This is a genomic window from Kribbella sp. NPDC051620 (assembly GCF_044453825.1).
Lineage (GTDB): Bacteria > Actinomycetota > Actinomycetes > Propionibacteriales > Kribbellaceae > Kribbella.
The window spans coordinates 380079-399432 of sequence record NZ_JBITDB010000005.1 but is presented as its reverse complement, the minus strand read 5'-3'; the positions used below and the strand labels follow the sequence as shown (position 1 = coordinate 399432).

The window sequence follows — 19354 nt, the reverse complement described above, 5'->3', positions numbered from 1 at the left end:
TCCCCGAGGGGATTCCGGCCGCTGTGCTTCTCGTGGTTATCCGGTTTGGAAGAACGCGCCTTTGAGGTAGTCGTGCACCGCGCCCTCAGACACCCGGAACGACCGACCCACCCGCACCGCGGGCAGCTCTCCGGAGTGCACCAACCGGTACACCGTCATCTTGGACACGCGCATGGCCGTGGCGACCTCCGCCACGGTCAGAAACTTCACCTCGGCGAGCGGCGACTCACCACCGGACTTCTTTGATGCCATAACGCACCGCACTTCCAGCACGGATCGTGCGCCGGCTTCCCCTCCGGCACCTCCGCCCGTGCATGGACAGAGCGTAGTGGCTGTTGGTGCGAATGGGAAAGAGGGTGCCTGGTGTGACTGGATGGTTCAGCCGGATCGGAGTGTCGCAGTGGCCGGATCCAGGCTGGATCTAGTACGTCGGATCGAGGCCGAGCAGCGGGAAGCTGATGTCCCGGGTCGCCTTGATCGAGCGATCCAGCCAGGTGTCGGGGTTGTACCCGGTCGACCAGTCGGCGTACGTCGGAGCGCGCCCGTCCGTCATCCGCAACGGCGCGACCCGGTCGAACCTGATCCGGATGTCCTCGCGCCACGACTCCGGCACCGCCGTCTCCGGGTCGATCGGCTCTCCGGCCACGATCGCCAGCAGATGGGTCCAGGCGCGCGGTACGACGTCGATGATCGCGTAGCCCCCACCACCGGTCGACACCCATTTGCCGTCGCAGACCTGGTGGGCCAGGTCGTGCAGGGCCAGGTACGCCGCGCGCTGGCCGTCGACCGTCTTGGTCAGGTGCGCCAGCGGGTCCTCCGCATGGGAGTCGCAGCCGTGCTGGGTGACGAGCACCGACGGCTTGAACGCCTTCACCACGTCCGGCACGATCGCGTGGAACGCCCGGAGCCAGCCCGCATCTCCGGTACCGGGCGGCAGCGGGATGTTGACCGCAGTGCCCTCCGCATCCGGCCCACCGGTCTCCCCCGGGCCGCCCGTGCCCGGGAACAGGGTCGTCGGCGACTCGTGCAGGCTCACGGTCAGTACACGCGGGTCGTTGTAGAACACTGTCTGTACGCCGTCGCCGTGGTGCACGTCCACGTCGACGTAGGCGACCCGCTCCGCCCCGTGGTCGAGCAGCCACTGGATCGCGATGGCCGGGTCGTTGTAGACGCAGAAGCCGCTGGCCATCCCCGGCATCGCGTGGTGGAGCCCGCCGGAGATGTTGGCAGCGTGCAGCACGTCGCCCTCCCACACGGCCCGGGCGGCCTCGACGGAGGCCCCGACCACGTGGGCCGATGCCTCATGCATCCGCGGGAAGCAGTACGTGTCGTCGGTGCCGAGCCCGTGCTCCGGATCCGGCTGATCCGGATCCTCCCCGGCCCGCTTCACGGCCGCGATGTACTCGGCCGTGTGCACGGTCCGCAGCAGCGCGTCGTCCGCCACCGGCGCGGGCACCACCTTCAGCTGATCGAGTACGCCGAGCGCGCGCGCCAGCCGAATCGTCAGATCCACCCGGATCGGACTCATCGGATGCCCGTGCCCGAAGTCGTACGCCGTCAGCCCCTCGTCGAAGACCAGCATCGCCTCACCGCTCATGCCCCGACCTTAGCCCGCGACCGCGGTCCGGTCCCCCGCTCAGCCGATCGCTTGTGTCTATCGAACCACTTGACCTGAATGTTGGTTGAGGTTGAAGACTGCCGACATGAGCATCTTCAGCGCCGGTGAACTGGAATTTCTGGCCGGGCAGCGACTTGGCCGGCTGGCCACCAAGGTTCCGGACGGGACCGTGCAGAACAACCCGGTCGGGTTCTTCCTCGCCGACGGCCACATCGACATCGGCGGCCACCGGATGGGAGCCAGCCGGAAGTTCCACAACGTGCAGGCCGACCCGCAGGTGTCGCTGGTGATCGACGATCTGTCGACCGAGCACGGGTGGGTGGTGCGCGGGATCGAGATCCGTGGGCGGGCGGAGGCGATCGTCGACGCCGAGCCGCCGATGCCCGGGTTCAGTCGCGAGCTGATCCGGATCCATCCCGAGCGCATCCTCAGCTGGGGCTTCGAGGACAGCAGCCGCCGAGACGTCGCCTCCTGACGGGTGGGTGGCGGGGCGGGCGTAGTACGGGCTATGGTTTTCGGGTGAACGCTTTCAATCTGCAGCAGTGGTGGGCCGCTTAGGCGGACCCTGCTGCGTTCACGCGCACCCACAAAGGCCGCCTCGCCGAGGCGGCCTTTTTTGTGTGTCCGTCGGTCGGTGGGGCTCGATCGGCAAAGGACCAGACCATGACCTCGCTCTCTGGCATCACCCCGTCCGGACGGCTCACGCTCGGGAACCACCTCGGTGCGCTGCGCCGGTTCACCGACCCGGACGGGTTCTACTTCGTCGCGAACCAGCACGCGATGACGACCAAGCACGATCCACGCCGGCTGCGCGCGCTGACCCGGGAGATGGCGACGCTGATGCTCGCCGCCGGGCTGCCACCGGGGACGGTGTTCGTGCAGTCCGACGTACCGGCTCACGCCCAGCTCGCGTACCTGCTCGAGTGCACCTCGTACGTCGGGGAGTTGTCGCGGATGATCCAATACAAGGAGAAGGGCCGGGGCAGACCGATGACGCGGGCCTCGCTGTTCACCTATCCGTGCCTGATGGCCGCGGACATCCTGCTGTACGGCACGGATCGCGTCCCCGTCGGAGGCGACCAGGACCAGCACGTCGAGCTGGCGCGCGATGTCGCGATCCGGTTCAACCGGGAGTACGGCGAGACCTTCGTCGTACCGGAGCTGCAGAAGGCCGCGCTGGCAATGCGGATCAAGGATCTGGCCAACCCCACCGCGAAGATGAGCAAGTCCGACGAGGACAACGCGGTCGGTACGATCCGGCTGCTCGACCCGCCGGACGTGATCCGCCGCCAGGTCATGCGCGCGGTCACCGACTCGGACGGCGAGGTGCGTCACGACGAGGCGACCAAGCCCGGAATCACCAACCTGCTGGAGATCCTGGCCGCCTGCACCGACGGCGATCCGGTCGAACTGGCCGGCTCGTACGAGACGTACGGCGCGCTGAAGTCCGACGTCGCGGACGCCGTGCTCGCGGTCATCGAGCCGCTGCAGAAGGAGTACGCGCGGCTGGCCTCCGACCCGGCCGCGATCGACGCGGCCCTCGCCCAGGGACGGGACCGGGCGATCGAGGCGAGCGCACCACGACTCCGGGCGGCGACGGTCGCGATGGGTTTGGCAGGATCGACGATGTGAGACTTCGTGTGGCGACGTTCAACATCCGGAACTCTTCGGCGCCCGACGGTGACGACTCGTGGGTACTGCGCCGCGAGGCGACCGCGGCGGCGATCGAGGAGTTGGCGGCCGACGTGGTCGGGTTGCAGGAGGTGCTGCCCGACCAGTTGGAGTACTTGCGCGAGAGGTTCGCGCAGTACGAGATGGTCGGGGCCGGGCGGGATGACGGCGTCCACGCGGGCGAGCACTCGGTGGTGATGATCCGGCGCGGCTCCTGGGAGGTGGACTCACATGAGACGCGGTGGCTGTCGGCGGAGCCGTCGACGCCGGGGTCGGTCGGGTGGGACGCGAATCTCACCCGGATCGCCACGCTGGTACGACTGTCGAACGCCACCGGCACCCGAGTCGGGATCGCGAACACGCACTACGACCACGTCGGCGGGCTCGCCCAACTGGAGTCGTCGAAGCTGATCGATCGATGGACGGCCGCCGAGCCGGAGCTGCACTGGGTCGTGCTCGGCGACCTCAACGTCGAGCCGGAATCCCTTCCCGTGAAGGTGTTCCTGGAGGCGGGCTGGCGGGACGCCGTACCAGCCGAGGCCGGTGGCACCTTCCACGACTTCACCGGCGCCACCGACCGGGAACGCATCGACCACATCTTGATCAGCAAGAACTGGCACGTCGTCGACGCCGAGGTCTCGCACCACCGGCCCGGTGGTCGCCTCCCGAGCGACCACTGGCCGGTGGTGGCGACGCTCGAGCTCTGACCCCGGGCCGCCGGCGCTGCTAAATCTTCTCGAAGACCTCTGTCCTCAACCGCTCGAGGTGGTCGAAGCGCTGGGAGCCGGTGCCGAGGGAGCCGTCGGGGACCAGGAACTCGTCGATGCCGGCCGCGGGATAGCGGGAGACCACGTCGAGCACGTACTCGGCCGACCCCATGATCGTCGGCCGGCCGGCCGCGAGCAGGCTGTCCCGCCGGCCCTCGGCCTCGGTGTCGCCCGGCTCGATGATCTCGATCATCGCCTGGGTCGAGCGGCGGACCGTCGACGGGTCGCGGCCGATCCGCTCACAGTGCTCGCGGAACACGGCGCCCTTGTGCTCGGCGAGTTCCGGCAGGCCCCAGTGGTTCCACTCGTCGGCGTACCTCGCAACGATGCCTAGAGCAACCTTTTCGCCGGAGGCACCGATCAGGATCGGAAGCTTGGCCGGCTTGGGTTCCAGTGGCGCCTCGGTGAGCTGGTAGTACTTGCCGTCGACGGTCGTGCGCTCCTGGGTGAGCAGCCCGGTGATCACCTGGCAGGCCTCCTCGAACCGGGCCAGCAGTTCCTTCACCGGAGGCAGCTCGATCCCGTACACCTGGTGCTCGTTCACCTGCCAGCCCGCGCCGAGGCCGAGCACGAACCGGCCGCCGCTCATCTGGTCGAGCGTCGCCGCCTGGTTCGCCACCACTGCCGGGTGCCGGTAGGTGTTGCCGAGCACCATCGAGCCGATCCGGACCCGCTCGGTCTTCACCGCCAGCCCGGCCAGCAACGCGAAGCACTCGTTCATCGGGATCGAGAAGTCACCGTTGTTCATCATGAAGTGGTCGGCCATCCAGACGGCCGACCAGCCCGTCCGTTCGGCGTACTCCGCGCCGTCGAGTACTTCCTGCCAAGTCCGGGTGGCGCTGGGCCAGAGGGAGAAGTCCATACCCCGACTCTATGCACTCTCCTGAGCCGCCAGCACGGCCTCCCCGTTGTCGGCGGCCCAGGTGGTCAGCATCCGGATCGGCTCCATCAGGGTCTTGCCGAGCTCGGTCAGGTCGTACTCGACCCGGGGCGGTACGCCGCCGTAGTCGTGCCGGGTGACCAGCCCGTTGGTCTGGAGCCGGCGCAGGGTCTGGGTGAGGACCTTCTTCGAGATCCCGCCGATCAGGTCGACCAGTTCGCCATGCCGCCGCGGCCCTTCGCTGAGCCCCCACAGCACCACGACCGCCCACTTGTCGGCGATCACTTCGACGGCGAGCCGCGCCGGACAGTCCGCCAGGAATACGTCACCGATGCCGTCCACGTGACCAAGGGTACTTAGAGGTTCCCGTTGCGCTGTCTAGCGTCGCAAGCATGATCTCGTTGCCTGAAAGCACTCATCGGCTGTTCGCCACCGACAACCACGCCGTCCTCGTCACCGTCGACGCGGACGGTTCACCGCAGGCATCCCTGGTCTGGGCCGAGCGCGACGGCGACCAGGTGCTGATCGGGATGGAGGGGTACCAGCGCAAGGCAGCGAACTTGCGGCGCGATCCCCGCGTCACAGTGATCATCGAGGACGACCAGCCCAGCCGGCGCGGGCTCGCGCAGTACCTGGTGATCCGTGGACGCGCGGAGCTCTCCGGGCCGGAGATCGGTGAGGAGTGGACCGAGTTGATGGACAAGCAGGCGCAGCGGTACCTGGGCAAGGACTACCCCTTCGAGAACCGGTACTCCGCAACGGCGGTGATCGCCCGGATCACCCCGGAGAAGATCACCGGCGAAGGTCCATGGGCAGCACGGGGTTAGAGGAGGTGCCAGCGGAGGAGGAAGGCGCCTACTGCGAGTACGAGGTAGGCCAGGACGAAGACGACTCCGATGCCGGGGCGTGGGCGGGAGCGGCGTACCGGCTGGTTGTCGGCGGCGGCGCGGGCTGCCTGCATGACGGCGGCGGAGTCGAGGGTCTGGCCCTTGGCAATGCCGTTGATCTCGTTCTCGTCCTTGCCGCTGGTCAGCACCACGGAGTCGTCGACGATCTCGATGTCGTCGACGTCCTGCCAGGCGAGGCTGCGGACGAGCAGGCTGGTGCGGGCCTTCAGTGCGGTGGCGGTGATCTCGACCCGGTACAGCACGACCCCGCCGGCGACCCGGACGACGGAGGCGCCGATGACGGTGAAGAGGCCGACCGCGAGGAAGTCCCGGGCACCCATCCAGAGCCAGGAGTTCAGCGCCGGAACGGCAATGAATGGCACCACGAACAGCGCCCACGCCCACCACGGCGCGGGATCCAGCGGCACCCGCCAGGGCAACGCAGGCAGGGCCGCGCCTTCGCCGCTGAACGAGCCGTCGTCGAAGGCGCCGGCGCTGGTGGAGTCGGTTGCTGGGCGCGCGGCAGCGTCGTCGGTGCCGCTCGAACGATTTCCCATGGGCGGGACCCTAGACCCCTCAGCGTGGATTAGCTGATCCGACATCGACTTACCCCTTGATCAACGCCCAGGCGATCGCGACGGCGACCGCCACAACCGCAGGCAGAAAGACCACGGCGCCCCAGGATAACGACACCCGGTAACTGGTCAACGCCGAGGTGTTGTTACCGCGCAGCCGCTCCACCACGCCCGCCACCTGATCGGCAGTCGGCCGGCCGTTGAGACCGTCGTACTTGAAGGTCCGCCTGCCCCGATGGCCGAGGTCGATGACGACCTTCTTCTCGCCCCGCCGCTGCACGCCGTCGACCGCTTTCCAGCTGTACCGGCGGCGCAGCAGCGGCCCACGGAGCACGAGCTCGTCGGTCCGTACCGTCAGCCCGTGGTACAGGCGATATTTCAGCCGTGGTGACCAGGGCAGGGGCGGGACCGACTTCAGCGGGGCTGGGGTGACACGGGCGGGCGGCTGGGGGTCGCTGGCGCCCGGGCTACTCGGCGGCAAGGTCCCGGGAACGGTTGCGGGCGGCTTCGATGGCCGACAAGAAGGCGGCTCGGACCTTGTGGTCCTCGAGTTCGCGGACCGCGGCGGCCGTCGTACCGCCCGGGGAGGTGACGCGCTCCCGCAGTACGGTCGGGTGCTCGCCCGTCTCGCGGAGCAGCTTGGCCGAGCCGAAGAGCGTCTGGACGACCAGGTCGGTCGCGGTCGAGCGCGGCAGGCCCATGTGCACGCCCGCCTCGATCATCGACTCAACCACGAAGAAGATGTACGCCGGACCCGAACCCGAGATCGCCGTCACCGCGTCCTGCTGCTTCTCGGGAACCCGGATGACTCGCCCAGTCGCGGCCAGCAGCCCCTCAGCCAGGACCAGGTGGCTCTCGTCGCAATGGGCGCCCCGGGAGATCGCCGCCATCCCCTCGTCGACCAGGGCCGGCGTGTTCGGCATCACCCGGACGACGGCGACGCCCTCGGGCAGCCGCGACTCGATGAAGGTGGTGGTGATACCGGCCGCCAGCGAGACGATGGTCTGGCTCGAACGAATCGCCGGGGCGATCTCGGCCAGCAGATCGGGCATGTCCTGCGGCTTGACCACCAGGACCAGGGTGTCGGCCTTCCCCGCGGCCTCCACGTTGGTCACCACATCCACGCCGTACCGCTCGCGCAGCTCGGCCGCGCGCTCCTCGCGCCGCTCGGTGATCAGCAGCTCGGCCGGTCGCCGTCCGGCGCGCAGCAGCCCGGACAACAACGTCTCACCCATCACACCGGCGCCAAGAATGGCCACCTGCCCGTTCTCACTCATGGCACTCAGGTTAGCGGTGCGGCTGTTCGAAGGAATTCCCTTGTGCTCGGCTCGCGGCCGTTAATTAATTGCCGGGCTCCGGGCGGCACCGGATGATGCAGCCAACAGGTTCGGGGGCCGACGACAACGTGAGGTGGACCGAATGAGACGACGTGTTCGAGGGGTGACCGGCGCCGCGGCGGCGGCCGCTCTGGTGGCGGGGGCCTTGCTCGCCACCGCGCCGGTGGCCGCGCAGGCGCAGGGTGTGACACCAACTTTCGTGAACGGCTTGGCCCAGGATGTCTTCTCGACCAACCCGGCCGACTGGTACAGCGGCGAGGTCTGGGTGCAGGCGCCGTTCGACTCCGACGGGGACGGTCGCGCCGACCGGATCCACGCGGACTTCACCGCGCCCGGCGAGGTGCTGACCGACGGCCTCAAGGTGCCGGTGATCTTCGAGGACAGCCCGTACTACGCCGGCCTCAACGACGCGGCGAACTGGGGCGTCGACCACCCGCTCGGCCAGCCGCCGGCATCGCGGGTCACCACCCCGTTCCAGGCCGGGCGTGAGACCAGCCCGGTGATCAGCACCATCTACGAGTCGCGGTGGGTGCCACGCGGGTTCGCCGTCGTTCACGCGGAGTCGCCCGGTACCGGCCATTCGGACGGTTGCGCGACGTCGGGCGGTAGCAATGAGACGCTGGCCGGCAAGGCGGTCATCGACTGGCTGAACGGTCGCGTACCGGCGTACACGACTCGAGACGGCGATACGCCCGCGGTCGCATCCTGGACGACCGGCAAGGTCGGGATGATGGGGACGTCCTACAACGGGACGATTCCTGAGGCGGTGGCGACTACCGGAGTACAGGGGCTCGAGGCGATCGTGCCGATCTCGGCGATCTCCGACTGGTACGACTACTACCGCGCCAACGGCATGGTCCGGGCGCCGGGCGGGTTCCAGGGTGAGGACCTCGACGTCCTGGCCGACGCGGTCTACTCGCGGCTGGACGAGACCACCCAGCGGACGATCTGCCAGCCGGTGCTCGACGAGCTGAAGGCGAACCAGGACCGGGCGACGGGTGACCGCAGCGCCTTCTGGCAGGAACGCAACTACATGAAGGACGTGCAGAACGTGCACGCCGCCGCATTGGTTGCGCACGGCAACAATGACTTCAACGTGATGACGAAGAACGCGGCCCAGTTCTACGAAGCGCTGAAGAAGCAGGGCGTGCCGCACATGTTCTACTTCCACCAGGGCGGCCACGGTGGCGCGCCGCCGGACGTGCTGATCAACTACTGGTTCACGCGGTACCTGTACGGCGTACAGAACGGTGTCGAGCAGCTGCCTCGGTCCTGGGTCGTCCGCGAACCGGCGGCCTGCCCGGCCCGGCAGAGCACGGTGACCGGCGACCAGGCGAACACGGCGACGCTGACGGTGGCCGACACCAGCGCGTTCCGGATCGGGTTCACACTGACCGTGCCGCAGACCACCGCAAACGGGACGATCACCAGCACCACGCGGCTGATCTCCAACATCCCTGACAGCACCCACTTGACGCTGTCGTCGGCAGTCGCGACCGGCGCCGGCCAGAAGGTTGCCGGAGGCACCGTCGTCAACCTGGTCTGCGGCACCGCCAACCCCACCCCGTACGCCGAATGGCCCGACCCCACCACTGGCGGGGTCGATCTCCGGTTCACGCCGGGCGGGAACGCTCGGGGCGGCCTCACCGTCGGCAAGGACGGCTCCATCCGCGAGACCCTCGTCGACGACGCCTCGATCAACGCGACGACCTCGGCCAACGCGGCTGCTTCGCCGGAACGGCTGATCTACCAGACCGGGCCGCTGACCCAGCCCGTCCGGATCAGCGGCACGCCGACCGTGTCACTCAAGGTCGCCTTCAGCGCCAGCCGGGCGAACCTGTCGGTGGCACTGGTCAGCTACGCCCCGAACGGGACCGCGACGATCCTCACCCGCGGCTGGCGCGATCCGGCCAACCGCGATTCGGACTGGGTCGAGACCCCGATCCGGATCGGCGCCACCGACCGGGTCGACGTGGACATGCAGCCGAAGGATGTCGTAGTACCGGCAGGCAACCGCTTGGCCCTGATGGTTCTGTCCAGCGACCACGACTTCACGGTCCGGCCGCCGGCGGGCACCAAGCTCACCCTCAACCTGCACGGCAGCTCGTTCAACCTGCCGGTCGTCGGTGGGATCAACGCTTTCAAGGCAGCTACTTCTTAGGCGGCTTTCCTCGAACGGAGGATGCCCCAGGCAACGAGTGCGGCCGCGACGGCGGTGATGGTGAGACCCGCGACCATCACCGCCTCGCGGAACTGGCTGGTCTGCTCGGCGCTCCAGTGCGACGTGGCGATGCTGCCGGTGAACAGCGCGGCGAGGACGGTGCCGGTGATGGCGATACCGGCACCGGAGGTGACCTCGCCGGCGGTGTCGACCAGGGCCGCACCGATCGTGGTCCGGTTCTCCGGGAGACCGCGGAGGACGTTGGTACCGGCGACCAGGCCGACCACTCGCATACCGGCCGCCACCAGTACTAGCGCGAGGGCGATCCAGGGGTAGCCGAGCCTGCCCAGTACTGCGTAGACGGCGAGCCCGGCGACGACTGCTGCGGCGCTGAGCCGGGCTGCCCACTCGAGGCCGACCAGTTTGACGAATGGGTTGACGAACGCGCTGCCTGCCAGCAAGACGATGACCTGCGGCAACATACCGATGGCCGCCAGGGCCGGTGACCATCCCCAGTCGAGCTGCAGTTGCAGGGTCACCAGGTAGCTGAGGCCTGCGACGGCCAGCGCGGAGGCGGCCTTGAACGCCAGGCCACTGGAGACCAGTGGGTGGGCGACGAGCTTCGGGTCGAGCAGCGGGTAGCGCGCTGAGCGCTCGCGGAGGTAGTACGCGATCGCGGTTGCTACTGCGGTCGCCGTCGCGGCCCAAGCGAGCCAGGAGCTTTCGCCTTGGTTGACGAAGAGCGTCGGCGCGATGAGGGCCAGCACGATCGTTGCCGTACCGAGTAGTGCGCCCGCGATGTCCAGCGGATCGCGGTGCAGCTCGGCCTGAGTGTCGGCGGCGATACCGGTTCGGACGCCGATGAACGCGAGTGCCGCGATCGGGACGTTGACCAGCAGGAGCACCTGCCAGGGCGCGACGGCCAGCACGAAGCCGCCGGTGGTCGGGCCGATCGCGAGGCCGACCATGCCGACGGTCGAGATCAGGTTCAGCGCGCGGAGCCGGAGCCCGTCGTCGCCGAACAGCCGGAAGGCCAGCGCCATCGAACCGGGCGTGGTCATCGCGGCGGCGACGCCCATTGCGACCCGGACGGCGATCAACTGCTCCGCCGTGGTGACGAAGGCGGTCGCCAGGCTCGAGAGACCGAGCAGGACCAGTCCGATCAACATGATCCGGCGCCGCCCGAACCGATCGGCGATCGCGCCGGCCGCGAGCATCAGTCCGCCGAACACCACCGCGTAGGCGCCGGTCGCCCACTGCAGGTTCGTGGTCGAGGCGTGCAGCTCGCGGCCGATGGTGGGCAGCGCGACGTTCAGGATCGAGTTGTCGAGCATCTCGAAGAGGAACACCGCGGCGAGCCCCGCCAGGGCCACCCAGGCCTCCCGCAACGACCGGGGCTCGCGGACCACAATGGCGGTGGACTGTTGAGGTGACATGCCACTAGGTTATGTCACTAAATTTAGTTACACAAGAGAGTGAGAACATGCCTCGGACAAGCGCGCGCGGCGGACCTCAGACGCGAGCCCGGATCCTGGCCGTCGCGACCAGCCTGTTCCTGGAACGCGGCTACGACCCGGTCACCGTCGCCGAGATCGCCCGCGAGGCCGGCGTCTCCAGCGTCACGGTCTTCAACCACTTCCCCCGCAAGGAAGACCTCTTCCTCGACCGGGTGGACGACGCCCACGAGTTCCTCCGCGCCGCGATCCGCGACCGAGCCCCCGACACCGATGCCCTGGCCTCCCTGGAAGCCCTGACCTACCGCCTGGCCGACGACAAACACCCCTTGTCCGGCCTCAACGACCGCTCCGTCACGTTCTTCCGCACAGTCGCCGGCTCCCCCGCCCTCATCGCCCGAGCCCGGGAACTGGCCGCCGACCTCCAGCAAACCCTCACGTCCGAACTAACCCAAGACCCGACCTTCAAAGGCGACCCGGCATTGTTGTCCGCCTTCTTCATCGCCGGCTACACCACAGTCCTGGTGGAAACAGCCCGCCACCGAATAGCCGAATCCCCCTCAGCCACCACGCCGGCCAACCACCGCCGCCGCCTGAATCAACTCTTCACCCACCTCCGCGAGGGAACCTTCCCAAGCCAGTAACGCCTTGCAGCTACCTGCAAAATCCTTGCCCACTCCAGGCCCCAACAGCTCTCCTGCTGAGAAACCATCCGTTCCCCAGGAGAACCCGATGCCCAACCTTCGCAACAAGCTCGCCCAACTCCTCGCAGTCGCCGCGATCCTCACCCCACTCGCCCTGTCGGTGACCTCCGCCGCCCCAACCACCACCCCCCAATCCAGCGACTGGCCCAGCGGCGGCGGCTGGTCGCCAGACACAGGATGGGGCGGATAACCCGATCCCGAACACGACGACAGGTGGAAGCGCCGATTTCAGCCGCTCGCACCGCCTGCCCCACGCCCACCGCCTGAGGACGTCCTGTCGCCGCGTACGCCGGACCGTCGCGGACGACGTCCGAGGCGGGTTCGGTTGCTGATGGCAACGGCCGGACCGCCAGCACATCAATGGGCTGTCGTGTGGGATGAGCCTCACCGCATCGCGGGAGGTTCAGCCGGGCTTTGATGGCATGGCGGTCCGCCGTCGCCGCACCGCTCGACGAAGGAGCGAGCGCGGCGGGCGCGTGGGATACCCGCGTGGGGGTTACTTCTTGCTGATCAGGGAACGCGCGAAGAACTGGAGGTTGGCGGGGCGTTCGGCCAGGCGGCGGACGAGGTAGCCGTACCAGTCTTCGCCGTAGGGGATGTAGACGCGGACGGTTTGGCCGTCGCGGGCGAGGCGGAGTTGCTCTTCCGGGCGGATGCCGAAGAGCATCTGGTACTCGTACGAGCCGCGCTCGCGACCCGCACGGTCGGCCAGGGAGCCGGCGATGGCGATCAGACGGGGGTCGTGGGAGGCGATCATCGGGTAGCCGGCGCCGTTCATCAGCACCTTCATCGCCCGGACGTACGCCTTGTCCACGGCGCGCTTGTCCTGGAAGGCGACCGACTCGGGCTCCTTGTAGGCACCCTTGCACAGCCGCACCCGCGAACCCGCGTAGGCCAGGTCGACACAGTCCGATTCGGTACGCCGCAAGTACGCCTGCAGCACCGCGCCCGTCTCGGGGAAGTCCTGCCGCAGCTCACGCAGGATGCTCAGCGTGGAGTCCGTGGTGGTGTGGTCCTCCATGTCCAGCGTCACCGTCGTACCGGCATTGCGGGCCGCGTGGCAGATCGACCGGGCGTTCTCCAGAGCGATCTTCTCGCCGTCACCCGGCAGCGCCTGGCCGACGGCGGACAGCTTGACCGAGACCTCCGCGTTGGCGGTCAGGCCGGCGGCGGACAGCTGCTTGAGCAGCTCGAGGTAGGCGTCGGCCGTCGCGGTGGCGGCGGCGATGTCGGTGACGTCCTCGCCGAGGTGGTCGAGGGTGACGTTCAGGCCGTTGCTGACCAGCTTCTCGGTGGCCAGGACGGCCTCCGGAGCGGTCTCGCCGGCCACGAACCGGGCCACGATGCCGCTGGAGACGGGCATCGCCGAGACGGCCTTCTTGATCTGGGGGCTGCGGGACACGCCCAGCAGGACTCGCCGAAGCACTTCGCGTTCCTCCTCGTTTCCCGTCCCACCCGGCCCCATGCCGCGCGATGAATCAGGGGTGTCAGCAGGCTACGCGCCTGAACCGGGCCGTCCCTAATGGTGCGGCTCATTCGCACCGGGACTGTGGCCAGAACCACACCAGTACCCCGAGTGGTCCTGGCTCACGAGCGTAAGGCCTAGCCCAGCGAGAGTCCGTCAACCCAGCCGACGACGGCGGCCTGGAACCGCGGAGCCCGTGGGTTGAGGTTGAGGTCGTGACCGGACCCCGGCAGCACGAAGGCGTCGACGGACGGCGCGGCCGCGTAGTACGGGCGCTCCGTTCGCAGCACGCCCGCCTGACTGCAGCTCATCACGAGAAAGCCGCAGAAGGCCGAGTCGTACTGACCCATCGCGATGAAGACCGGTACGTCGATCGAGGCGGAGTACGTGGTCAGGATCTCGATCCCGACCGCATCCGGTGCTCCGGCGACGGCGAACGCATCCTTGGTCGCCTCGTCGACCGCGACGACCGCGGGATCGGCGTCGCCCGGGCTGTAGAACGACTCGTACCGGCGCCCGGGCTTCGTGGTGAGCTGACCGAGGTCGTACCCCTGATCCTTGAGCACCGGATCGAGCGGGGCGGGGCCAAACTCGGTCGTGAAGAGCTTGGTCAGGGTGAGCAGGTTGACCCGATGCTGCAGCCCGGTCACGACGAGCGCGTCGACATCGTGGTACGTCGCAGCCTCCAGCACGGCGACCGCCGAGCCGAGCGAATGCCCCGTGAGCACCACGTGATCGAAGGTCGGGCGGAGCGACTGGATCACGTCGTGCACGGCATCGGCCTGGACGAACGACGTCAACAGAACGCTGGCCGGGCGACTGCTCCGGCCCGTGCCCAACGGGTCGATCGCGAAGGTCGCGTAGCCGCCCTCCACCATCGCGCGACTGTAGGAGTAGGTCTGCGGCTGGTACGGGAAATCCCAGTAGACGGAGTTGTACGTCGCACCCGGCACGAGCACCATCACGGTCTTCGGCGTTCGCCCGGCCGGCGTACACAGCGTCCCGTGCACCGTGCCCCGGACAGTCGCGGTCGCAACCGGTACGTCGACGCCCCGGCAGTCCCTCGTGGTTGCATCGGCAACCGCTGCGGCCGGCGAAGCGACCGGCACCAGGGCCGCCGCCAGGAGACCGGCCGTCGCCATCCCGGCGACTCTCATCAGGTTCATATTTCAATCATTGCATCGCGCTCGGGCGGGCCGTGGTTCCGCTGTGGACTGGGTCCGGGAGAGGATGCGGGCATGCCTTTGTTCCGGCGGCGCAAGGCCGCGAGCGGTGACCCGATCGGCGAGTTCTGGGCCTGGTGGACCGCGACCGGCGCGGCCGCGGTGGCGACCGCGGTCGCCAACCAGGATCCGAGCTCGACCGCCGAGGAGCTGTCCCGCCGCGTCTCGCGGATCCACGGCAACCTCGACTGGGAGCTCGGCCCGGGCCTGCACGCTGCTCATGTCCTCGTGGTGACAGCAGCCGGCGACCCCGGTACTCGCGCCTTCGCCCGCCGCTGGCTGCGGGCCGCGCCGCCGTCGGACGAGACCTGGGAGTACGCCGACATGCGCCGCCCGGCGCCCGACGTGACGATCCGATTCGAGGGCATGCCGCCGGTACAGATCGACGCGGCGCTCGTCACGATCGAGGTCGACACCCGCGAGGCCGCGCTACACGTCGGGGTCCATCACCCGACCTTCAGCGAGCTGCCCGAGGACCTGCAGAAGCGGGTGACGTTCCTCCTCCTCGACCTGGTGCTTGGCGAGGAGCTCGTCGAGACCTGGGTCGGCGCGATCGAGACCGCGGTCGAGCGCCCAGCGGACGCGGTACCGATTGCTGAGTTGCTGCCCGCCGTGGCGCAGTTCGCTGCTGATCACGTGGCTGAGGACGGCGGTCCGAGCTGGCGGTTGATGGAGGGTACGACGGCCGCCGGGCACCGGTTGGTCGCGACGGCGATGGTGCCGCTGCGGTCGGTACAGCTGCCGCATCTGGACACGCATGTGGCCGTGTCGGTTCCGTACAAGGCGGCTCGCGAGGACGGGCTCCCGCTGGACGAGACGCTCAGCCACCTGCGCGACTTCGAGGATCATCTGAGCGACCGCCTCGGCGACTCCGGGCGGCTGCTCGCCCATGAGACCGCCGACGGCCACCGGATCCTGCACTACTACGTCGACGGTACGACACCTGCCGCCGCCCAGCTCGAAGCAGCGGTGACCGGCTGGCCCGACGGCCGCGTGGCGATCGACGTCTCCCAGGACGCCGGCTGGGAAGGCGTCCGCCACCTGAGCTGAGGCGAAAGCAACCCTCCACTCACAGTCAGGCGCTCGACTACGCCGTACGCCGTTTGAGCGTCGCCGCGCCCAGCGCGAGCGCCGCGAAGACGAACCCGATGACGACCAGTGCGTCGACCCCGGCGCCCTCGCCGAAGCCGTTGCCTTGCGCAACTTCAGCGACCGCGTCGACGGCGTACGAGAGTGGCAGCACCGTACTGATCGCATGCAGCACGTCCGGCAACTGATCGCGCGGGACGAACAGGCCGCAGAGCAGGATCTGCGGGATCATCACGGCCGGCATCATCTGGACCGCCTGGAACTCGGTCGCGGCGAAGGCACTCGCGAACAGGCCCAGCGCAGTACCGAGAACTCCGTCCAGAACGGCCACCACGCCGAGTTGCCAGGCAGCGCCGCGGATGTCCAGATCCAAGGCATACAAGGAGATCGAGACCACCACGACGGCCTGGACGACGGCGATCAGCGCGAAGGCGAGCGCATAGCCGAGCAGGAAGTCGAGCTTGCCCATCGGCATCGTGAACAGCCGGGCCAGCGTCCCGGTGGACCGTTCGCGCAGCGTCGCGACCGAGGTGACGATGAACATGATGATCGCCGGGAACACCGCGAGCAGTGGTCCGCCGATCCGGTCGAAGGTGTTCGGGGTGTCGTGGAACATCCACCACATCAGGCTGACCAGCAGGGCCGGCAGCACGATCAGCATCGCGACCGTGCGGTGGTCCCGGCGCAGCTGCGCGAGGACGCGGGCCGCGACGGCGAAGGTGACTCGTGGGGTCATCGGACATCCGCCTTCTGGTCGATCAGGGTGAGGAACGCCTGCTCGATGTCATCGGTACCGACCGAGTCGAGCAGTCCGGCCGGGGTCTCGTCGGCGAGCAGGTCACCGTCGCGCATCAGCAGCAGCCGGTCGCAACGGCTCGCCTCGTCCATCACGTGACTGGACACCAAGAGGGTTGCCCCGTCGGCGGCCAGGCGGTGGAAGAGTTCCCACAGGTCTCGGCGTAGTACGGGATCGAGGCCGACCGTCGGTTCGTCGAGGACGAGCAGCTCGGGGCTGCCGAGGAGGGCGGCCGCCAACGACGCCCGGGATCGTTGGCCGCCGGAGAGACGGTCGACGCGGGCGTCCGCGTGGCTGCGGAGGTCGACGGCGTCAACGACCCGGTCGATGTCGGCGGCCGCGACGCCCAGAACGGCGGCGAAGAAGCGCAGGTTCTCGGTGACGGTCAGGTCGCCGTACACGCTGGGCTCCTGGGTGACATACCCGATCCGGCCGCGCAGCTTGGGTGCGCCGGCGGGCAGGCCGAGCACCTGAACGGTGCCAGTGACTCTGGCCTGCAGACCGGCGATCGCGCGGATCAGCGTGGTCTTGCCACAACCGGACGGACCGAGCAGGCCGGTGACCGACCCGGTCTTGAGGTCGAACCCGACACCGTGCAGGACCTCACGGTCCCCACGCACCACCACGACGTCCCGGCAGGACACCGCCACCGCGTTATTCATCATGTGATGAATTTAGCGCGCAAGTGTCTCGCTGGCAACTGCTCGGGCTGGGTCAGCTGGGGAGGTCGGGTTCGCCGTAGCGGGCGACGAGGTCGGTGAAGCGGGCGGCCTTGGCGGCGCCGAAGCGCAGTACGGAGGTCTGGTACTCGGCAGCCGTGAGGAAGGTCGGCGGGTCGGTCTTGCTGTGGAACTTGTCGGCGTACATCACCAGCTCCTCCTCGACCGTGTCGGCGAGGTAGTCGCCGGGAGGGATCGGGAGGCCTTGCTCGGCGATGTCTTCGCGAGTCAGCCCGACGCCGGTGTGGTGGGAGCAGAACCGGCTGAGCGCCTCGGGGAAGTCCAGCGAGCGCAGCAGTTCGTAGCCGAGTACGCCGTGCCGGATGTACGCGGAGCCGTCGAGGCGGTAGACGCCGATGTCGTGCAGGAGCGCGCCGGCGCGGACCAGATCGCCGTCAACTTGCAGATTGTTGCTTTTTAGGACTTGTTCGGCGAGGTCGCAGACGATCTGGCAGTGGCTGCGGACCAGTTCGAAGGCGGCGCGGGTGGGTGCGTACTGGGCGTGCAGGTCGCGGATCTCGGCGTCGGTGGGGAGATTCACGCGGTGAGGTAGTGCTGGAGGACGGGGGCCATCCGGTCGATCAGCTCGGGCGCGCCGGTGGAGGCGAGCGGCTCGAGCCCGATCAGGTACCGGGTCAGCGCCATGCCGATCAGCTGGGTGGCGACGAGGGAGACCCGTAGCGGGGCATCCGGTACGCCGAGAGCTTTCGCGACCGGCTGCATGATCAGCTCGGTGATGCCCTCCCGCATCATCCGGGCGACGTCGTCGCTGCTGACCACGCTGCGCAGGACCGCCTTCATCCGCTGCTGCCCTTCGGCCGACTCCCAGACGCCGAGGAAGACGGTGATGATCCGCCGGCCGAGCTCGTCGCGGGGCCCGTCGAGCACCTGCGCCGCCACCTGCCGAGGATCGATCGGCAACGCCATCGACTCGACGAACAACGCATCCTTGCTGTCGAAGTAGTGATGCACCAGAGCCGCATCCACCCCGGCTTCCCTGGCGACCGCTCGCAGCGAGGTCGCCGCAAACCCCTTACCAGCAAAGGATTCCCGGGCGGCACGCAGAATCTCCCCGCGAGTGTCCGGACCTCCGGGCCGACGCCCGGGGGTACGAGGGGAGGAAGTTTTGCCGGGGCTCACGAGTTGAGCTCCGACACCTCGCCGGTGCTGGTGACGGCGAAGGCGGAGCGACGGTTGGTTGGGGTGTCGGTGGTGCGGACGAAGTGTTTGCGGGTGAAGTCGAGGGACTCGATCAGGTCGACCTCGCGTTCGGAGCGGCTGGGAGCCCGGCGGGTGTTGATCTCGATGATGATGTGGCCGTCGAAGTCCTGGGTCGCCAGTATCTGCAGCAGGTCGGCCGCCCGCTGGGTCCCACGGCCTGGTACCAGGTGTTCGTCCTTCGCCGAGCCCGTGCCATCGGTCAGGTGGACGTGCCTCAGCGTGCTGCCCATCGTCGCGGCCAGCTCGACGCAGTCCTGCTCGGCGGTCGAGGCGTGCGACAGGTCGAGCGTGGTGTGCGCATAGGTCTGCTCGGTCGGGTCCCAGCTCGGCGCATAGGCCTGCAGCCCCTTGCCGGGCGCGCGCCACGGATACATGTTCTCGACCGCGAAAATGATCCCGGACTCCGCCTCCAGCCGCGCGATGCCCTCGACGAACCCGCGGGCGTAGTCGCGTTGCCACCGAAAGGGCGGGTGCACGACGACCACGTCGGCGTTCAGCGCGGTCGCCGCCTCGGCGCTGCGTTCGAGCTTCTCCCACGGATCGGTGCCCCAGACCCGCTGCGTGATCAGCAGGCAGGGCGCGTGGATCGCCAGCACCGGCAGCTGGTGGTAGTCGACCAGCCGCTGGATCGCGTCGACCTGGGTGCTCAGCGGATCGATGCCGACCATCACCTCGACGCCGTCGTACCCGAGCCGGGCCGCCAGCTCGAAGCAGCTGGCGGTCGACTCCGGGTACACCGAAGCGTTGGACAGGCCGATCTTGACGGTGTCGCGGGTCATCAGTACTT

23 protein-coding genes are annotated in these 19354 nt (G+C 68.6%); 8 read left to right on the top strand and 15 right to left on the bottom strand.

Annotated features, from left to right (window positions below):
* Positions 1–36: 36 nt before the first annotated feature.
* Complete coding sequence (locus ACIA12_RS26490; protein ID WP_343975667.1) at positions 37–252, bottom strand: helix-turn-helix domain-containing protein; 216 nt, start codon at positions 250–252, stop codon at positions 37–39.
* Positions 253–421: 169 nt separating this feature from the next.
* Complete coding sequence (locus ACIA12_RS26485) at positions 422–1597, bottom strand: acetoin utilization protein AcuC (protein ID WP_396369774.1); 1176 nt, start codon at positions 1595–1597, stop codon at positions 422–424.
* Positions 1598–1703: 106 nt separating this feature from the next.
* Between ACIA12_RS26485 and ACIA12_RS26480 the strand changes: the two genes are divergently transcribed.
* The 3 genes from ACIA12_RS26480 (at position 1704) to ACIA12_RS26470 (ending at position 3996) form a co-directional block, all read left to right on the top strand.
* Entirely contained in the window at positions 1704–2093 is a 390-nt protein-coding gene (locus ACIA12_RS26480; RefSeq protein ID WP_396369773.1) for a PPOX class F420-dependent oxidoreductase, read from the top strand.
* Positions 2094–2281: 188 nt separating this feature from the next.
* Positions 2282–3250: a tryptophan--tRNA ligase gene (gene trpS, locus ACIA12_RS26475; RefSeq protein ID WP_396369772.1), complete on the top strand. Its 969-nt coding sequence runs from the start codon at positions 2282–2284 to the stop codon at positions 3248–3250.
* Positions 3247–3996, top strand: a complete 750-nt coding sequence (locus ACIA12_RS26470) for an endonuclease/exonuclease/phosphatase family protein (RefSeq protein WP_396369771.1) — start codon at positions 3247–3249, stop codon at positions 3994–3996. The genes trpS and ACIA12_RS26470 overlap by 4 nt, the downstream gene beginning before the upstream one ends.
* 19 nt (positions 3997–4015) lie before the next feature.
* On the opposite strand, the gene ACIA12_RS26465 is transcribed toward ACIA12_RS26470, so the two are convergent.
* Both ACIA12_RS26465 and ACIA12_RS26460 read right to left on the bottom strand, forming a co-directional pair.
* Positions 4016–4918 carry a TIGR03560 family F420-dependent LLM class oxidoreductase gene (locus ACIA12_RS26465; RefSeq protein ID WP_396369770.1) on the bottom strand — a complete coding sequence of 301 codons (903 nt, stop codon included), beginning with the start codon at positions 4916–4918 and terminating at the stop codon, positions 4016–4018.
* Positions 4919–4927: 9 nt separating this feature from the next.
* Positions 4928–5278, bottom strand: a complete 351-nt coding sequence (locus ACIA12_RS26460; protein ID WP_363813709.1) for a helix-turn-helix domain-containing protein — start codon at positions 5276–5278, stop codon at positions 4928–4930.
* 50 nt (positions 5279–5328) lie between these two features.
* Here ACIA12_RS26460 and ACIA12_RS26455 point away from each other — a divergent pair, with 50 nt between their 5' ends.
* Positions 5329–5763, top strand: a complete 435-nt coding sequence (locus tag ACIA12_RS26455) for a PPOX class F420-dependent oxidoreductase (RefSeq protein WP_396369769.1) — start codon at positions 5329–5331, stop codon at positions 5761–5763.
* On the opposite strand, the gene ACIA12_RS26450 is transcribed toward ACIA12_RS26455, so the two are convergent.
* The 3 genes from ACIA12_RS26450 to proC are packed head-to-tail and all read right to left on the bottom strand — an operon-like array spanning position 5760 to position 7675.
* Positions 5760–6380: a hypothetical protein gene (locus ACIA12_RS26450; RefSeq protein ID WP_396369768.1), complete on the bottom strand. Its 621-nt coding sequence runs from the start codon at positions 6378–6380 to the stop codon at positions 5760–5762. The two genes, ACIA12_RS26455 and ACIA12_RS26450, sit on opposite strands and share 4 nt — an antisense overlap.
* 49 nt (positions 6381–6429) lie before the next feature.
* Positions 6430–6879, bottom strand: a complete 450-nt coding sequence (locus ACIA12_RS26445; RefSeq protein ID WP_396369767.1) for a hypothetical protein — start codon at positions 6877–6879, stop codon at positions 6430–6432.
* Entirely contained in the window at positions 6866–7675 is an 810-nt protein-coding gene (gene proC / locus ACIA12_RS26440) for a pyrroline-5-carboxylate reductase (RefSeq protein WP_396369766.1), read from the bottom strand. The genes ACIA12_RS26445 and proC overlap by 14 nt, the downstream gene beginning before the upstream one ends.
* 142 nt (positions 7676–7817) lie before the next feature.
* Here proC and ACIA12_RS26435 point away from each other — a divergent pair, with 142 nt between their 5' ends.
* Positions 7818–9896: a Xaa-Pro dipeptidyl-peptidase gene (locus ACIA12_RS26435; RefSeq protein WP_396369765.1), complete on the top strand. Its 2079-nt coding sequence runs from the start codon at positions 7818–7820 to the stop codon at positions 9894–9896.
* On the opposite strand, the gene ACIA12_RS26430 is transcribed toward ACIA12_RS26435, so the two are convergent.
* Positions 9893–11332 (bottom strand): MFS transporter, encoded by a 1440-nt coding sequence (locus ACIA12_RS26430; protein WP_396369764.1) that lies wholly within the window; start codon positions 11330–11332, stop codon positions 9893–9895. The genes ACIA12_RS26435 and ACIA12_RS26430 overlap by 4 nt on opposite strands.
* A 47-nt stretch (positions 11333–11379) precedes the next feature.
* Between ACIA12_RS26430 and ACIA12_RS26425 the strand changes: the two genes are divergently transcribed.
* Positions 11380–11994 carry a TetR/AcrR family transcriptional regulator gene (locus tag ACIA12_RS26425; RefSeq protein WP_396369763.1) on the top strand — a complete coding sequence of 205 codons (615 nt, stop codon included), beginning with the start codon at positions 11380–11382 and terminating at the stop codon, positions 11992–11994.
* 88 nt (positions 11995–12082) lie between these two features.
* On the top strand, positions 12083–12244 hold the full coding sequence (locus ACIA12_RS26420) for a hypothetical protein (RefSeq protein ID WP_396369762.1): 162 nt from the start codon (positions 12083–12085) through the stop codon (positions 12242–12244).
* A 306-nt stretch (positions 12245–12550) separates the two neighbouring features.
* Here the strand turns inward: ACIA12_RS26420 and ACIA12_RS26415 are convergent, their stop codons facing one another.
* Both ACIA12_RS26415 and ACIA12_RS26410 read right to left on the bottom strand, forming a co-directional pair.
* Positions 12551–13480: a proline dehydrogenase family protein gene (locus ACIA12_RS26415; RefSeq protein ID WP_396369761.1), complete on the bottom strand. Its 930-nt coding sequence runs from the start codon at positions 13478–13480 to the stop codon at positions 12551–12553.
* A gap of 176 nt (positions 13481–13656) precedes the next feature.
* Complete coding sequence (locus ACIA12_RS26410) at positions 13657–14685, bottom strand: alpha/beta hydrolase (RefSeq protein WP_396369760.1); 1029 nt, start codon at positions 14683–14685, stop codon at positions 13657–13659.
* 72 nt (positions 14686–14757) lie between these two features.
* Here ACIA12_RS26410 and ACIA12_RS26405 point away from each other — a divergent pair, with 72 nt between their 5' ends.
* Positions 14758–15792, top strand: a complete 1035-nt coding sequence (locus ACIA12_RS26405; RefSeq protein WP_396369759.1) for a DUF695 domain-containing protein — start codon at positions 14758–14760, stop codon at positions 15790–15792.
* Positions 15793–15829: 37 nt separating this feature from the next.
* Here the strand turns inward: ACIA12_RS26405 and ACIA12_RS26400 are convergent, their stop codons facing one another.
* From ACIA12_RS26400 to ACIA12_RS26380, 5 genes are read right to left on the bottom strand one after another with little or no spacing between them, the layout of a single operon-like run.
* Positions 15830–16567 (bottom strand): ABC transporter permease, encoded by a 738-nt coding sequence (locus ACIA12_RS26400; protein ID WP_396369758.1) that lies wholly within the window; start codon positions 16565–16567, stop codon positions 15830–15832.
* A complete protein-coding gene (locus ACIA12_RS26395) occupies positions 16564–17292 on the bottom strand; it encodes an ABC transporter ATP-binding protein (protein WP_396369757.1) in 729 nt (242 codons plus the stop codon). The genes ACIA12_RS26400 and ACIA12_RS26395 overlap by 4 nt, the downstream gene beginning before the upstream one ends.
* 49 nt (positions 17293–17341) lie before the next feature.
* Entirely contained in the window at positions 17342–17887 is a 546-nt protein-coding gene (locus ACIA12_RS26390; protein ID WP_396369756.1) for an HDIG domain-containing metalloprotein, read from the bottom strand.
* Positions 17884–18486, bottom strand: coding sequence for a TetR family transcriptional regulator (locus ACIA12_RS26385; protein WP_396369755.1), 603 nt, complete (start codon positions 18484–18486; stop codon positions 17884–17886). Before ACIA12_RS26385 ends, ACIA12_RS26390 begins: the two co-directional genes overlap by 4 nt.
* Positions 18483–19346 carry a sugar phosphate isomerase/epimerase family protein gene (locus ACIA12_RS26380; protein ID WP_396369754.1) on the bottom strand — a complete coding sequence of 288 codons (864 nt, stop codon included), beginning with the start codon at positions 19344–19346 and terminating at the stop codon, positions 18483–18485. The genes ACIA12_RS26385 and ACIA12_RS26380 overlap by 4 nt, the downstream gene beginning before the upstream one ends.
* Positions 19347–19354 lie beyond the last annotated feature (8 nt).

Coding starts and splice junctions, on each gene's coding strand:
- ACIA12_RS26455 (WP_396369769.1), top strand. CDS start 5,329: ATGATCTCGTTGCCTGAAAGCACTCATCGGCTGTTCGCCACCGACAAC.
- trpS (WP_396369772.1), top strand. CDS start 2,282: ATGACCTCGCTCTCTGGCATCACCCCGTCCGGACGGCTCACGCTCGGG.
- ACIA12_RS26395 (WP_396369757.1), bottom strand. CDS start 17,292: ATGATGAATAACGCGGTGGCGGTGTCCTGCCGGGACGTCGTGGTGGTG.
- ACIA12_RS26425 (WP_396369763.1), top strand. CDS start 11,380: ATGCCTCGGACAAGCGCGCGCGGCGGACCTCAGACGCGAGCCCGGATC.
- ACIA12_RS26400 (WP_396369758.1), bottom strand. CDS start 16,567: ATGACCCCACGAGTCACCTTCGCCGTCGCGGCCCGCGTCCTCGCGCAG.
- ACIA12_RS26450 (WP_396369768.1), bottom strand. CDS start 6,380: ATGGGAAATCGTTCGAGCGGCACCGACGACGCTGCCGCGCGCCCAGCA.
- ACIA12_RS26435 (WP_396369765.1), top strand. CDS start 7,818: ATGAGACGACGTGTTCGAGGGGTGACCGGCGCCGCGGCGGCGGCCGCT.
- ACIA12_RS26420 (WP_396369762.1), top strand. CDS start 12,083: ATGCCCAACCTTCGCAACAAGCTCGCCCAACTCCTCGCAGTCGCCGCG.
- ACIA12_RS26490 (WP_343975667.1), bottom strand. CDS start 252: ATGGCATCAAAGAAGTCCGGTGGTGAGTCGCCGCTCGCCGAGGTGAAG.
- ACIA12_RS26380 (WP_396369754.1), bottom strand. CDS start 19,346: ATGACCCGCGACACCGTCAAGATCGGCCTGTCCAACGCTTCGGTGTAC.
- ACIA12_RS26405 (WP_396369759.1), top strand. CDS start 14,758: ATGCCTTTGTTCCGGCGGCGCAAGGCCGCGAGCGGTGACCCGATCGGC.
- proC (WP_396369766.1), bottom strand. CDS start 7,675: ATGAGTGAGAACGGGCAGGTGGCCATTCTTGGCGCCGGTGTGATGGGT.
- ACIA12_RS26465 (WP_396369770.1), bottom strand. CDS start 4,918: ATGGACTTCTCCCTCTGGCCCAGCGCCACCCGGACTTGGCAGGAAGTA.
- ACIA12_RS26480 (WP_396369773.1), top strand. CDS start 1,704: ATGAGCATCTTCAGCGCCGGTGAACTGGAATTTCTGGCCGGGCAGCGA.
- ACIA12_RS26485 (WP_396369774.1), bottom strand. CDS start 1,597: ATGAGCGGTGAGGCGATGCTGGTCTTCGACGAGGGGCTGACGGCGTAC.
- ACIA12_RS26410 (WP_396369760.1), bottom strand. CDS start 14,685: ATGAACCTGATGAGAGTCGCCGGGATGGCGACGGCCGGTCTCCTGGCG.
- ACIA12_RS26430 (WP_396369764.1), bottom strand. CDS start 11,332: ATGTCACCTCAACAGTCCACCGCCATTGTGGTCCGCGAGCCCCGGTCG.